Here is a 13,038-nt window from a genome sequence, read left to right on the forward strand (position 1 = left end):
GGAGTCGGACCACCGGGGCGGCCCTGTCAGTTCGGGTCCTTGGTGTCGGCGGCCGCGGCGCGGATGAGTTGTTCGGTGCCCTCGGGGCCGAGGTGGGTCAGCAGTGCCGCGATCTGACCTTCGAGGCCGCTGTTGTTGATGCCGCTGGCCTGGCGGCTGAAAACGTCGTGAATGTCGACGTCGAGGAGTTCGGACGGGAGCGCGAGCGATTCGGCCAGGGCCTCGAGTCGGTCGATGTCGGCTTGCTGGGGGGCGGGCGACTGATTGCGGTGCTGGTCGAGCGCGGTGTTCAGCGCGTGGTGGTGGGCAAGGAGTTCGTTGAGTACGTGGCGCAGGCCCTCGCTGGCGGGGGCGTTGTCGTCGGGGTGGACGAAGGTTTCGGTAACGCGCAGGCTGGCACTGGCCGGGCGCAGGCCGCTGGTGGCGTCGATGGTGAGCAGCAGGTGGGTGCCGTTCTCAACCGACCACAGCGCGATGTCGTTGAGCTGATCGCGGGTGGGTTCGTGGGTGTGGTCGAGTGCGACGTGGAGGATCGCCTGGACATCGTCGAAATCGGTGATCACGAACAGTTCGAGGTCGAGTCGTGCGCTGGCGATGATGTCGTGGAGTTCGGTGTCGGTGATGGTGTGCGGGTCGGCGGTCATGGCTGTCCTTCGGGGTGGGTGCGGCCTCGAGCGGGCCGGGTCGTGGTCGGGCGGGGCTGGGGGTCTGCCGCTGATGTGGCAGCACGGAGCGCAGCGGAGTTCCGATTCCCGCCGCCGCGCGCGGGCCGGGTGGTGTCTCGGCTCGCGCGCGGGTGTGGTGCGGCTCAGCTGGTCGGGGTCAGCGGACGACGCTGAGGCGCGGATTGCTTGGTGGAACGTCGATCACGATTGCGGTGGCGTTGTCGGGGTCGGCGCTCGCGGCGACTGCGCGCGCGGTCAGCTCGTGCGCGGCGTCTTCGCGGGTCGCGGCGTCGGCGAGAACGGTTCGGATCTCGGAGTCCGGCAGGGCGCGGTGTAAACCGCTGGTGCACAGCAGGACTCGGCGGGCGCGGTGGCCGCTGTTGCTGGTCGGCCAGTTCGCGGACTCGGGGTGGTCGTGGCTGCCGAGGGTGTCGCGCCGGTCCGGGTTCGGGGGGCGGGTGCGGTCGCCGTTGGTGAGGAAGTAGAGGGCGGCGGTGTGGGTCAGGATGTAGGCGCGGACGTCGCCGAGCCAGCCGATGTGCACGGCTCCGAAGTGATCGACGGTCGCCACGAGTAGGGCGGTGTTCGCGCGGGTGGGGTCGTCGATATCGGCGAAGTCCCAGAACTGCAAGGCGATCGGGCGCGCGGCGAACTGCCCGATCTGGGGGATCACGGCGCGGGTGAGTTCGACCAGGCGCGCCGGGCGCTGGCGGTGGTCGACGGCCGCGCCTTGGACGGTGGCCATTCTGACGGCGGCGTCGGCGATGAGTCCGGAGTACTTGTTGGTGTCGTGTCCGTCGGCGATGGCGGCCACGATGTGGGCCGGTGTCGCGTCGTAGTCGGCGACGGCGGCGGCGTCCTGGTTGGTGTCGCGGTTGCCGGGCCGGGTGGAGATGGCCGCGCGGGGGCGTTGCACGATTCTTGTCATGGTGGGGTGGATCTCCTACAGTGATGCGAGTAGGGCACCGGACAGCTACCGACTGACCGGTGCCCTGTCTCGTTGGGTGGGTCGGGTTGCGGGCTCCGGTAGGGCTGGGGCTCTGCCGCCGAGATGACGGCACGGAGCGCTAGCGGAGTTCCGTTTCCGAGCGCTGCCGCGCCGGTGGGTTCCGGCGCGGCAGGGCTTTCGGGTTCGGTCGTGCGGCTTCGGGCGGCTACCGACTGTCCGTTGTCGCACGGCCGTTGTTCGTTCCGCGCGTGTCCCGTGTGGGCGCTGCGCGGGTGGGTCTACTGGCTGTCGTAGACCTTCAGGCGGGTTTCCTCGCGACCGAGGTAGCGCCGGATCACATCGGCGAACGCCGGGGCGTCGCTGTGGGCGTAGCTACCGCCCCAGTGGAACGCACCGGAGTCCGGGACAGCGGCGCGCATCTCGTGCATGTCGAGGGGAACCAGTCGGGCCGTACGCCGCTCGGACTGTTCGGGGTCGGCCTCGATGAGCACGCCCATCGCCTGCTCTCCGCAGCCGTAGAATCCTCCCCAGCCTTCGGCAACTTCGACTTTGTCGCCGTTGGTGGCGTCGATGACGCACACCGCCGCGACCTTGTCGTGTCGCGATGCGTGGCCCGGTTCGTGCTCGGCTTCGTCGGTGTGCTCGAGGTCGAGCCAGAGGCCGGGCGGGTCGGATTCCATATCCGCGATTTCGGCCGCTATCGCTGCCATCGTTGCCATCCTCAGAAGCTCGAACGGGTCGGGCATCCGCATGATGATGAGGGGCATTGTGTGTTTCTCCTTTTCGTGTCAGTTCATCGACTTGATGAACTCCTGCCGATTTCGGCAAGCTTCGGGGGCTCAGTCCTTGTCGCTGTCGTCCGCGCCGGGGGCGGCGGCGGGCGCGTCGTGGATGAGCGTGTATTCGACGGGCAATTCCGCGTGAGTCACGATGTATTTGCCTGCGTCGTTCTGCTGGAATTTGTACGCACGGTCTTCGAGCAAGCGCGTGACTTCTTCGACGCTGCTCGGTACGGGCTTCCAGTTGGTAGCCAGAGTGCGGCGGTGCACTTCGGTCGCGGTCTCGAGGGCTGTGCGGAATTCCTTGCTGTTGCGCCGAATGGTGCGCATGGGCGTTGTCCTCCGGTGAATCGCCTGGTCAATCGGCCTAATGGGGGCGTGCCGCGTCTCGTGCGTGTCGCGAGACACGGGGCCGCCCCCTTGATTTCACGCTGTGTAATTTTCAAATATCGCGAGATGAGATTCCGGGCTGTCACGCTCTCCCGGTCTGCCTCATCTCCATTGATTCAATTGTACGTCTTGTACGTTTCGTACGCTAATTCTGAGACGAATTAGGCGAGTGAGTCGGGTCACATATCCAGGCGCGTTCAATTCGGAAACGGGGAAACCCCCGACCGGTTCGGTCGGGGGTTTCCGGGGAAGATCAGACGTACAGGTCGATTCCGAACTGTTCGGCGGTGCTCTTGCCGGTGTAGAGCAGGAATTTCGCCTGGTCGGATTCGATACCGACGGCGTACGCTTCCCACATCATGCGCAGCAAGGGCGGGCGCTCGGTGCGGGCCTCGGATACCGCGAGGTCGGCGAACCGCAGTGCTTCGTGTGCGTGGGCTCCGTTCTCGTTGGCGTAGTGGACGATCGCGACGGCTGTCAGCACGTGGGCGCGGTCGATTCCGGTCAGCTGGTTGGCGATCTCGGTGTAGACCGTCGCGGCGGCGGGGTCGATGAGCGAGATTCCGAGCATGGCGGCGTGGGCGGGGTCGCTGATGCGCAGCAAGTAGGCCAGACGCGCGGACAGCGGCACGGTGGTGCCTCGCGCGTCGACGAGTGCGGCCAACATCTCTTCGCGCTCGTCGGGGTTGGTGGTGGCGTATGCGCCGACTCGGCGCGAGAGTTCGCGCAAGGTGACGACGGCGAATGCCTCGGGGTCGGTGCGCGCCTCGAGTTCGGCGGTGATCGGGTCGACCGGGTCGGGGTCGGGGGCGAAGTGGGCGCGGATGAAACCCAGATCGACAAGGGGCGTGACCGAGCCGAGGATTCCGGCCAGTGCGGCGGCGCTGGTCTCGGGATCGGGCAGCGTTCCGGCGAAACTGGTGGTGAGGTCTCGCCAACGCGCGCCCCGGCTGATCTGCTCGACGTGGATCTGTCCGCGTACGCGAATGCCGATGCCGCTCAGCTGGTCCAGCGCGCTGCGATGCAACGACAATCCAGCGGTGAACGGCGATTCCACACCGGTCACGCCGAACGGAATTCCGGTCTCGGCGACGAGAACCAGATACGCGGAATCGATCTCGTTACCGGTGACGTAGCGCGCGATGGCGCGCGCTACCTTGCGCGGGTCGTCGGTGAGGTCGAAATGTTGTGACGGGACGATGATTCCGCCGCGCGCGTAGATGACCAGCAGTCCGCCAACGGTGGTGAAATCCAGTTTGAAAATTGACGGTGCGGCGGCGGCGAGATCGGCCATGACCACGGTTTTCAGGTTCACTGTGCGTTCTTTCCGGGGGCGGGGGGCTGGCTCGCTGCGAGCCTTTCCGTTCCCCCTGCTTCCTATCTTCAATCGTACGTTTCGTACGTTTCGTACGCTATAGCCTTGGGGGTGAACAATTTCACAGTAAAACCGCAGGTCAACGCGGGTTTTTGGTGCCCTCTGCGGGTCTGCCCCTCCGGCGAGGAGTGGGGTGTGGGGCGACGCCCCGCTCGCGGCCGCAGGCCGCGCGGTCCTCGGCGGCGCGCGCGTCGCCCGCGGCCTGCGGCCGCGCGGGGTTTTCGGGTGTCGGGCACGGCTGTGTCCGTGTCGGTGGGTTCCTCCGCTTGGCCTGGGGCCGCCACGATCACGCCAGGTTCCGGCCCGCCAGCTCGTCGGTCTCGGTAGTTCTCGATTCGCTGGGACCGGCGAGCTGGCGGGCCGGGTTCTGGTGTGATAGGCCCCAATCTGGCCAAGCGGAGGAACCCACCGACACCCGCCCGGCACCCCGCGCGAGCGCCAGCTCGCGGACATCGTCGGGTACGGCGCCGGGCCGCTGGGGTCTGCGGGAGGTGCGCGGCGTGGGGTCGACCGGGCCGGGTGGTGATCGACGCGGGAGCGGCGTTTTTCGGGGACGGCTCGGTGTCGCGGCAGCTCTGATCGTGGTGAGCGGTCCTGTCGGCGGCGGCCGCCGGGCATCGTGTGTGCGGCGTGGGTCCGGCGTCCGGGGTCGGGGAGGGATCACGCCGCGAGTTCGGGCGCGGGCTGTGCCGGGGTCCTGTGGTCATGTCGTCGCGGCGGTAGGCGGGCCGGGGCTGTGGCCCCGACCCTGCCTACCGCCGGACCGGATGTTCAGGACTGCTGGTCCTGTGGTGGATCGGGGAGCCCCTTGTTGGTGTGGACGTGGATGTGGGCTGCGGTGTCTCCGCCCAGCTGGCGGGCCAGAGCGCGATATCGGGAGTCCCAGATCGTGAAGGGGTCGGTGGTCCAGAAGGGGTGGTCCTGGTCGTCTTCGGCCTCGGTGGGGGTCTCGACGTGGTCGGGGCGGTACTGATCGATGGGGAACCGCTGCTCGAGGATCGTCCGGAGGGCGAAGTAGATACGGCGGGTTTCGACATCGCGCGGGTCGTTCCTCCAGCGGCGCTCGAAATCGGCGACGACGTCGGGAAGTACGGCGGGGTTGTTGTCGATGGTCGCGAGGACTCGTTGCTGTATGTCCATGTGCGGGGGGCCTTTCGGGGGCGGGCGGGTGCTGTCGGGCCAGGTGCGGGGCCGGGGCCGGTGCGGGCGTTGTGGGCCCACACCGGCCCTGGGCCCGGCGGGTCAGCTGATGGTGAGTTTGGCGACGATTTCGCGCACCTTCTCCGGTCGCAGGCCGAGGGTCGCGACCATGTGGTGTAGCAGCCTGGTCATGACGTTGTGCGGATCCTCGCGCAGGGCGGCCTCGAGGCCCAGCCTCCCCGCAGCGGTGCCGCCGCTGGCGAAGGCGTGGAATCCGTGCAGGGTCAGCACCTTGCAGCGCAGGGCGTTATCGGGCATCAGACGGGCGACATCGCGCCAGAACGCGGCGGTGGCGCGGTGGTCGTCGGTACGTGCGAACAGAAGCCTGTCGGCGAGATTCTTGTGCAGTACTCGCGCGGCGATTTCGGCGGCGGTCGCGGGGGTGAGGGTCGCGCCGCTGGGATGGTCGCGGATCAGATCGGCGCAATAGCGGGTTTCGTTGTGCAGGAAGGTGTCCTCGCCGACAGCGGCAAGGATGCGGTCCAGGTCACGGACGGCGGGGAAGATCAACTCGCGGGTGGCGTCGGCCCCGGCGGGGTCGACGGCTTCCAGGGCGGCGACGGCTTCGGCCCGGCCGCGGTAGATCGGCCGGTTGCCGGTGAGGTCCTCGGGCAGAATGATGAGTCCGTTGCGGCCGTCGTCGTTGAGCGACCACCACGGCGCGCCGTCGGCGATTTCGGGAGTCGCGTAGGCGAATACGACGGGAATATCGTCCTTGCTCACCCTGGCCTGGATCCGGCGCAGGTGCGCGCGATGCACGTCGAGCTGATCGGGCCGGTCATCGATGACGGCGACACCGACCGCGTGGGCACCGTCGAGCAGTGGTGAAGGCGGCACGAGGGCGGCATCGGGGGCGAATCGGTCGATATCGAATCGGCCCGACCCGCTCACCACGAGTTGGCCCGCCTCGTGGACCATCGCGATCAGAACCACCGACCGGCACGGATAGAAACCGAAATCGGCGGGGAGTTTCGCCATGATCTGCGAAGCAGTGAGGGGAATCATGTTCTCGTCCACTAACGCGCTACTTTCATTGTTCGAGCTGGTGGAAACCGGTTTTCCGGCGGAGGTAATTTCTGTGATTCACTCGCCTATTTCCTGTTTCCGTTTACAAGTCCATTCTATCTTTTGTACGTTTTGTACGCCATTCTTTCGGTTCGCTGCCAGCTATCGGAAAGATCACGTCACGAATCACGTTGCGTAACTTGACCTTTCGTCGACGATCCCTTTGGGAGGTCTGCCGCTCCGGCGAGGAGTGGGGCGCGGGGCGACGCCCCGCTCGCGGCCCTGGCCGCAGGGCTTTCCCGGCGTCCGCCCGGCCTCGACATAGGGAGGGCCGTGGTGTGGTGTTCCTTCGGTCGGCCTGTGGCCGTCTCGATCACGACGGGTGCCGGGGTGGCGGGGTGGCGCGCAGCGTCATCGCGTAGCGACGCCGAAGGCGCCTCGGTGCCCTGGTGGCCGTTGTGATAGGCCAGCTGCGCCCGGACGACCGAAGGAACACCACACCGCGTTCGGGGCGGACACCGCGCGAGCAGCGCTCGCGGAGGACGGCACCGCCACCGATTCCGGGCGCTGGGCGACCTCACCGCGCTGTTCGGAGGTGCTGCCGCTGGGTGATGATTGTGCGGGAGCTGCGCTGAGCCGGGCAGGCACTCGGTCGCGGTAGCTCGAATGCGGGATCGCGCGTCGTCGGTCCCGCACGCCACTCAATTGCGCACAATACGTACATTACGTACGATTGATGGTATGTCAGGGATTCGGGCTGTCGAAGTCAGCGAACTGCGGGCCAACTGGAGCCACGAGTTGGAAGCCGCCGCGGGCGGCGATGTCCTCGTGACGGGCCGACGGGGTGCGCGCGAGGTCGTGTTGATGCCTCCGGATACGTGGCGCGACGGCCGTGCCGTGGTGGCGGTGAACGATTCGCAGTGCGAGGAGTTGACCTCGATGCAGGTGCGGACGGGTTTTCGCAAGGTCCGCCAGGCCGTGCAGCGCGGTGCTCATGTCGTGGTCACGGTGTGGGGTGATGTGACCGGTGTGCTCGTGCCGTACGAGTGGGCACGTCAGGTGCTGCCCGAGATCGATCTGCTCGAATCCGGTGCGCCGAGCACGCCACGGTCGTAGACGGATTCGGCTGCGGCGATCGTGGTCCGTCGCGGTCGGCGACGCAGCGTCGGCTGGAAGCGGAGTTCGCCGGGACGCCGGGTCGGTTGTGGGAGATGGACCGACGGGTCTCGGCGGGCGGTGGTCGTCGACCGTGCGGCGGTTCGGGTACGCGTGGTCGATCTGGGCACCGAACGGGTCGATGTGCAGGACAGTTTGCACGGTCTGGTTCCGGTGTCCGCACGTATGAGACGGGACCGGCATGTGGTTCGGTAGGCCTGCAACCGGGGGGTGATGCCGCTGGGAGGTGATTGTGTGGGAGCTGCGCTGAGCCGGGCAGGTACCAGGTCGCGGCAGCTCTGAAAACACTGCGGCCCTGCTCGACTCACGTCCGGGACGGAGTGTCGGGGATGGTTTTCGTGACCCGAGGCCCCTTGAAGATGTCTGCGGTGGTCGTCGTATCATCTGCTCAGGAACCGGGACCATCCCGGCCGTTACCGGCCCGCCGCACCGAATTTCGCCCCGCGCGGTACCGGGACACACTACGAGACATGTAAGGGGCGAGAGCGGGACGGACGACCTCTCAGTCCGAACCCGAGCGAGGCTCTCGCAGGTGCGGACGAGAAAGGCATCGGATTTTCGACTGCACGCAGCTTGCGGGCTGCGTGTTGTGCTGACCTGCCCACAGGTCGCGAGTCGTTTCTGGTTGACTTATCGCCGTAACCGTTTGTCCTGGTTTCGCCTTGGGCGTGGCGTCGGGTAGTTCTCCGATGGGACGACTTCGCGACTCTCGTAGCGAGAGAGCTCGAACTTTCATGGAATTGTCTGTTGGCACGGTCGTGCTGATCGTGGCCCTGATTTTCGCGACGTCGGTGATCTGCGGTCTGGCGGCCGCGATCGTTCATATAGCCCGTGGACGGCCCGTCGTAGAGGCGCTGCCCTATGGCTGCCGGGTGATGGGTACGACGCTGGGTCTTCTGCTGGCCGTCGTCACGGTCGTGGTTTTGCTGTTGACCACGAGTTTCGGTTCCGGTGATGTCGCTGGGACGCGGCATGATTCACCGTCCGGTGCGGTCTCGACGCCCTGACGAGACCCGCCCGCCGCAGTGCGGCGGGCGGGGGCCGGGGTGGCCCCCGCCCCGGCCTACGTGCCGTCTGTTCCGCAGCCCATGCAGATCAGGAGGGTGCCGTCGAGGTACCAGGTTCCCTGGTCCCAGGTGCATTTGGCGGGCTCGTAGGGCCATTCGTGGTCGGGGAACATCGCGCGACCGACCTGGACGGGGTGTCCGAAGGCGACCTCCGGGACGGTGGCGAGGGTCCATTCGCCGCCGAGGCTGGAGATGTCGGGGAGTTGATCGGTCGGGTAGCTCATGGTCGGGGCCTTCCTGTCGGGGTGGTCTGACTGAGGGCGTCTCGATCACGGCCGTGGTGGATGTCAGGAGTTGCGCAGCAATCCCGCAGGGACGCCGTAGGCGCTCTTGATGTCCACCGCGGCCGTGATAGCCCTCGATCGGTCAGATCGCCACGACAGGAAGGCCCTGGTGAGCCGACTGGTCGACTCACCGACATCGGTGGTGAGGTTCGGAACCCGGGACGGCCGCGGTCTTGCACCGGGGCGGTGGTGTTTCCCCGGCCACGAATGGCCCTACGAGCCCGCCTCCGGCGGGCGAGGGAGCCTCGACGACACCGCCCGTGCCGCTGTGCGGCATGGGCGGTGTCGCAGGCCTGCGGCCTGGTGTCGCGGGCGTAGCCCGCGAGGGGCGGTGAGCGGTCGTCGGGGGCGAGTTTCGGGATCGGCGCCACTACCGCGTACGTGATGGCGCTGGAAGGTGATTGCGCGGGAGCTACGGCAATCGGGCAGGCTCTGTGTCGCGGTAGCGCGAATCACCTGGCCCTGAGTCCGGATTCGATACCGTGAGCGCGAATTTCGATACCGAAGCGACTGTTCGCCGTACGGCTTCGGTCGGCGACTTCGACGCCACTTGCCACGAGCGGGGCGGTGTCTTCCGGCTGCGGTGGTCGGTGGGCGAAGAAATTTGCTTCCGCGAGTTCACGCCTGCGGGATCGGGCGCGTCTATGTATACGAGCGCAACAACCGAATCCTTGAGAAAGAAGCCCCGATGAACCCCGCTGTGGTGATCGTGACCTCCTCGATAGTCCACGTTCTGACTCTCGTCGGGCTGTGGCTACGCCTAAGATGGCGGACACGGCAGCAGCGAGTCCACCGCGGCTATCTGCTCGATCTCATTCGCGCGCTGCCGCTGGGCAGTTGTCTCGATGATGATCACGGAGGCGGTCGACGAACCCGACTGATCATCGGCCCTGACACGGAGTGAATCGGGTGAGCGACGAAGAGAACGCGACCGGCGAGATTCCGATAAGGAAACTCGATTCCGGGCTCGATGCGCGGCAAGAAGCGATGAACGCCTTCAGTGCCTTCTACCGGCAGTTCGTGCCCAGGCTGGTCGCTTTCATCGAAGGCCACGGCGCGTCCCGGGCAGACGCGGCCGAAATCGCCCAGGACACTTTGGAGAAGGCTTGGCGATCATGGTCGAGCATCGCACACCCCCCGACGTGGTCCTACACGGTCGCTGGGCGCGAGTACGCCCGGCGAATGAGCAAGTTGGTGGAGGAACCGGTTGCCGAGTTGCCGGAGCGAACAGCGCTGTTGAGGAGACTTCCGGATTCCGACGGCATGGAGCACCTCTATGACCTTCAACGCATTATTCCGACACTGCCACCACGGCAACGGCAGGTTATGTGCTGGACGTTGGCAGGCTACTCGCCCACCCAGATCGCCGAGATCCTTCGGATCACTCCTGAGGCCGCTCGGGCGAATCTGATGAAAGCGCGCCGAACTCTCGCTGACCGTCTGAATGATTCGAGCGGGCACTGATGACCGATTTCACTGACGCCGACTCCTTTTCGGACCGTTCGCTAGGCGACCGGCACGAACGCTACATCGCTGATCTGAGCCGAGAACTCGACATTGACGCCGGACTGCGCGAAATCTTCATCGCCGACCGGCACGAAGAATACGTAGCTGACCTGCCCCGGGACCTGGATATCGAGGCGGGCCTGGCCGCGATCGTCGCACCGTTTCCGGCCGAACCTGTGGAGCATCGACGCACACCTGCGCCGAGTGACGACTCAGAAACGACGAAGCCAGAGCGGGCTCACAGATTCGGGTGGCCGAGCAGCCTCCCTGATCAGCGGTGGACGAGGCTCCACCCACACCTACGGTGGGAGTTTCGGACCGCACTGCATCGTGCGGGGCTGTTTGAGGCTTGTCGCCTAGCGGCCGAGTGTCTCTTCACGGACCTGAGCGGACCTCGTGGCCGCGCATGGGCACATGACGAATCTCCTTCGACGCAGCTCAAGTTGGCGGCGGAGAGAATATCCAGACCACTGCTACAAGGCCTGACAGCATTGGGAGAAGGCGGCGTCGATCGAATCGCCGCTTCGGAGACGATGACGATGACAGATTACGAAGTCATCGTCGCTACTCTTGGCGGGTTTCAAACGATTCGAGCAGGATTCAGGACGATCTCAGAGGAAGCTGCGGGGATCATCGTTAGGCATGACCCGCGCCCGATCTTTTTTGCTGATCAGGTGGAGGTGATGAGAGACGTCATCCGTGTCCTTCTCGAATTCGAAAAAGGCATCAACAATTTCGCCGGAGACGACCTCCGTTCCTTGCACATCAGCGATGATGATCTCGACGGGGTTCTCTGGTCCAACCACACTGTGTGGCCGGATGCGGTGAAGGACATCGTCGACGAGTACTCGATCGAGGTTGAGGACGGGGTGTTCTTGGTCCAGAAGGACGGTATTCCCGATATCGCGCACGCGTAGCACCTGGGAAGGAGGACGCAACCGCGTTCGATTCATCACGGTCGGCGTTGCGACAGGAGCCGACTTCTCAGGTCGGGATGGGAATCGTCCTGGCGTTGTCGATCGGTCCCAGGGTGGTGTCGTCGATGACGTGGATGACTTGCATCCGATCGGGGTGGTCCGCGGCGTGTCCCTGCTTTGCCCACGTGGCCGCGACGACTTGTCCTACCCGGTGTGTGGTGAGGTAGAGGATGTGTGTTGCCGCCTCGTCCGATGAGGCGATTCTGCTTGCGTGTGAATCGAGGACTTTGGCGAGTTTCTGCGGAGATTTGTTGGTCAGTTCGATTTCGACGATCACGCTGGTGTCGTCGGGCAGCCATATCATTCCGTCGCCGAGGTGGGATTGCTTGTCGATCGGTGCGTCTCGGGTCCATTGGCGGGGCTCGGCTGTCATGGCAGCGGGTCGGTTGCGGTTGTAGTGCAGGAACTCTTCACCTCGCGCTTTGAGCAGCATGACCGACATGTCGGCGACGATCAGATCGTGGGCGAGATCGCGGCGTGCGATCGGGTAGGGCTCGTGCGCGGGCCAATAGACGCGACGGTTGTTTCCCCGCCGTAGTCCAGCGACGCCGAGGTAGCCACCGGCAACGAGTTCCACCAGGCGCGCCGAACACCGTTTCTTCGTGATCGGGGTCAGGCCGAAGTAGGTATAGGCGTTGTGCATTGTGTCGGTGCTGGCGATCTGGACATCGGCGAGCCATTTCAACACTGCGGCATCGCGTTCGGTGATGGCGACGACTCGCCGTTTCCCCGTCACCGAGCGGTGCACAGCTGGCGACCTCACCCCGAAACACCCGCTCTCACGACATGCCCGGCCACCGATTCGCTCATGCCACGAGCTGTATCGATCGAACAATCGGTAATGGCGGCCTCCCCAGCGCTTTTCAGAACCCTCGTTGCATGATATCGCCGGTCTCGGCCGACCTGCCGCGACGCGATGCCCGGCCCGGCCGCGGGCGGGCGCAGGTCATGGACAGCGCGCACCACACGATGCCGCCGGTCACGGCTGTGCACCGGGGTCCGAGTGGCGCGCCAGCGTGGTGTTTCGGTGAACATCGCGGTATCGGACGGCGGGTCTCGCCGATCGGCGTACTCGCCTTGCGAGGACGCATACGGCCCCGCCCAGCGGGGCCGGGCGCGTAGCGCCGCGGGCCGCCGCAGGCGGCCCGTCCGGCCAGCCCCCTCCGGGGAGGGGGCGCGGGCCGAGGGGGAGGCGGAACCCCCTCCTCGAGGAGGGGGCAGGGGGAGGTGGAACCCCCTCCTTTCAAGGAGGGGGCAGGGGGAGGTGTCTGTGTGCCGTCCACTACGCGCAGTGGGGGAGGGTACGCCTTTCCGCCCTCCCCCACTGCGCGTAGTGGACGGCACACAGACTTCCTTTCTTTTTTCTCTCTTCACCACCTCTGAACTCTCCTTTGGGATTTCTGCCTTGCTCCCGTCCTTGGTTTTTCAAGACCACCCTCGATTGAGTGCTCGCAGAGCGAGGGTGGTCTTGAAAATCGTGAGCCTGCGAACGAAAAGGACGGGAGCAAGGCAGAAATCCGCACTTCAACGCAATTTTCGGGGTGGGTTAGCCCCTGGACTAACCCCTGGGTCTGATCCTGGATCAGACCCAGGTCCAGCCCCTGGACCCAACCATCGTGATAATCCAGGGGCTGATCCAGGGGCTGATCCAGCCCCTGATCCAGT

13 protein-coding genes are annotated in these 13,038 nt (G+C 65.8%); 4 read left to right on the forward strand and 9 right to left on the reverse strand.

Features of this window, described 5'->3' with window-relative positions; all coding sequences use genetic code 11:
• Nucleotides 1-26: 26 nt before the first annotated feature.
• From OG225_RS43600 to OG225_RS43630, 7 genes are all read right to left on the reverse strand, one after another.
• Nucleotides 27-644 carry a hypothetical protein gene (locus OG225_RS43600; protein ID WP_331761061.1) on the reverse strand — a complete coding sequence of 206 codons (618 nt, stop codon included), beginning with the start codon at nt 642-644 and terminating at the stop codon, nt 27-29.
• A 178-nt stretch (nt 645-822) separates the two neighbouring features.
• On the reverse strand, nt 823-1,593 hold the full coding sequence (locus OG225_RS43605) for a protein phosphatase 2C domain-containing protein (RefSeq protein WP_331761063.1): 771 nt from the start codon (nt 1,591-1,593) through the stop codon (nt 823-825).
• 299 nt (nt 1,594-1,892) lie between these two features.
• Nucleotides 1,893-2,324 carry a hypothetical protein gene (locus OG225_RS43610; protein WP_405183690.1) on the reverse strand — a complete coding sequence of 144 codons (432 nt, stop codon included), beginning with the start codon at nt 2,322-2,324 and terminating at the stop codon, nt 1,893-1,895.
• A gap of 129 nt (nt 2,325-2,453) precedes the next feature.
• Nucleotides 2,454-2,723 carry a hypothetical protein gene (locus OG225_RS43615; protein ID WP_331761067.1) on the reverse strand — a complete coding sequence of 90 codons (270 nt, stop codon included), beginning with the start codon at nt 2,721-2,723 and terminating at the stop codon, nt 2,454-2,456.
• Between the two features lie 313 nt (nt 2,724-3,036).
• On the reverse strand, nt 3,037-4,098 hold the full coding sequence (locus OG225_RS43620) for a DUF4192 family protein (RefSeq protein ID WP_331761069.1): 1,062 nt from the start codon (nt 4,096-4,098) through the stop codon (nt 3,037-3,039).
• Nucleotides 4,099-4,929: 831 nt separating this feature from the next.
• Complete coding sequence (locus OG225_RS43625; RefSeq protein ID WP_331761071.1) at nt 4,930-5,298, reverse strand: hypothetical protein; 369 nt, start codon at nt 5,296-5,298, stop codon at nt 4,930-4,932.
• Nucleotides 5,299-5,400: 102 nt separating this feature from the next.
• Nucleotides 5,401-6,363 (reverse strand): DUF4192 domain-containing protein, encoded by a 963-nt coding sequence (locus tag OG225_RS43630; protein WP_405183691.1) that lies wholly within the window; start codon nt 6,361-6,363, stop codon nt 5,401-5,403.
• 741 nt (nt 6,364-7,104) lie between these two features.
• Between OG225_RS43630 and OG225_RS43635 the strand changes: the two genes are divergently transcribed.
• Nucleotides 7,105-7,479, forward strand: coding sequence for a hypothetical protein (locus OG225_RS43635; RefSeq protein ID WP_331761074.1), 375 nt, complete (start codon nt 7,105-7,107; stop codon nt 7,477-7,479).
• Nucleotides 7,480-8,273: 794 nt separating this feature from the next.
• Nucleotides 8,274-8,546, forward strand: a complete 273-nt coding sequence (locus tag OG225_RS43640; RefSeq protein ID WP_331761075.1) for a hypothetical protein — start codon at nt 8,274-8,276, stop codon at nt 8,544-8,546.
• Between the two features lie 56 nt (nt 8,547-8,602).
• Here OG225_RS43640 and OG225_RS43645 read toward each other — a convergent pair whose 3' ends face one another.
• Nucleotides 8,603-8,830 (reverse strand): hypothetical protein, encoded by a 228-nt coding sequence (locus OG225_RS43645; RefSeq protein WP_331761076.1) that lies wholly within the window; start codon nt 8,828-8,830, stop codon nt 8,603-8,605.
• Between the two features lie 969 nt (nt 8,831-9,799).
• On the opposite strand from OG225_RS43645, the gene OG225_RS43650 reads away from it, so the two are divergent.
• Together OG225_RS43650 and OG225_RS43655 are read left to right on the forward strand one after the other, a co-directional pair.
• On the forward strand, nt 9,800-10,354 hold the full coding sequence (locus OG225_RS43650) for a sigma-70 family RNA polymerase sigma factor (RefSeq protein ID WP_331761079.1): 555 nt from the start codon (nt 9,800-9,802) through the stop codon (nt 10,352-10,354).
• On the forward strand, nt 10,354-11,313 hold the full coding sequence (locus tag OG225_RS43655; RefSeq protein ID WP_405183692.1) for a hypothetical protein: 960 nt from the start codon (nt 10,354-10,356) through the stop codon (nt 11,311-11,313). The genes OG225_RS43650 and OG225_RS43655 overlap by 1 nt, the downstream gene beginning before the upstream one ends.
• A gap of 67 nt (nt 11,314-11,380) precedes the next feature.
• Here the strand turns inward: OG225_RS43655 and OG225_RS43660 are convergent, their stop codons facing one another.
• On the reverse strand, nt 11,381-12,136 hold the full coding sequence (locus OG225_RS43660) for a hypothetical protein (protein WP_331761085.1): 756 nt from the start codon (nt 12,134-12,136) through the stop codon (nt 11,381-11,383).
• Between the last annotated feature and the right edge of the window lie 902 nt (nt 12,137-13,038).

The sequence above is a fragment of the Nocardia sp. NBC_01377 genome (assembly GCF_045040005.1).
In the GTDB taxonomy this organism is placed as follows: Bacteria; Actinomycetota; Actinomycetes; order Mycobacteriales; family Mycobacteriaceae; genus Nocardia; species Nocardia noduli.

Coding starts and splice junctions, on each gene's coding strand:
- OG225_RS43600 (WP_331761061.1), bottom strand. CDS start 644: ATGACCGCCGACCCGCACACCATCACCGACACCGAACTCCACGACATC.
- OG225_RS43605 (WP_331761063.1), bottom strand. CDS start 1,593: ATGACAAGAATCGTGCAACGCCCCCGCGCGGCCATCTCCACCCGGCCC.
- OG225_RS43610 (WP_405183690.1), bottom strand. CDS start 2,324: ATGGCAGCGATAGCGGCCGAAATCGCGGATATGGAATCCGACCCGCCC.
- OG225_RS43615 (WP_331761067.1), bottom strand. CDS start 2,723: ATGCGCACCATTCGGCGCAACAGCAAGGAATTCCGCACAGCCCTCGAG.
- OG225_RS43625 (WP_331761071.1), bottom strand. CDS start 5,298: ATGGACATACAGCAACGAGTCCTCGCGACCATCGACAACAACCCCGCC.
- OG225_RS43630 (WP_405183691.1), bottom strand. CDS start 6,363: ATGATTCCCCTCACTGCTTCGCAGATCATGGCGAAACTCCCCGCCGAT.
- OG225_RS43635 (WP_331761074.1), top strand. CDS start 7,105: ATGTCAGGGATTCGGGCTGTCGAAGTCAGCGAACTGCGGGCCAACTGG.
- OG225_RS43640 (WP_331761075.1), top strand. CDS start 8,274: ATGGAATTGTCTGTTGGCACGGTCGTGCTGATCGTGGCCCTGATTTTC.
- OG225_RS43645 (WP_331761076.1), bottom strand. CDS start 8,830: ATGAGCTACCCGACCGATCAACTCCCCGACATCTCCAGCCTCGGCGGC.
- OG225_RS43655 (WP_405183692.1), top strand. CDS start 10,354: ATGACCGATTTCACTGACGCCGACTCCTTTTCGGACCGTTCGCTAGGC.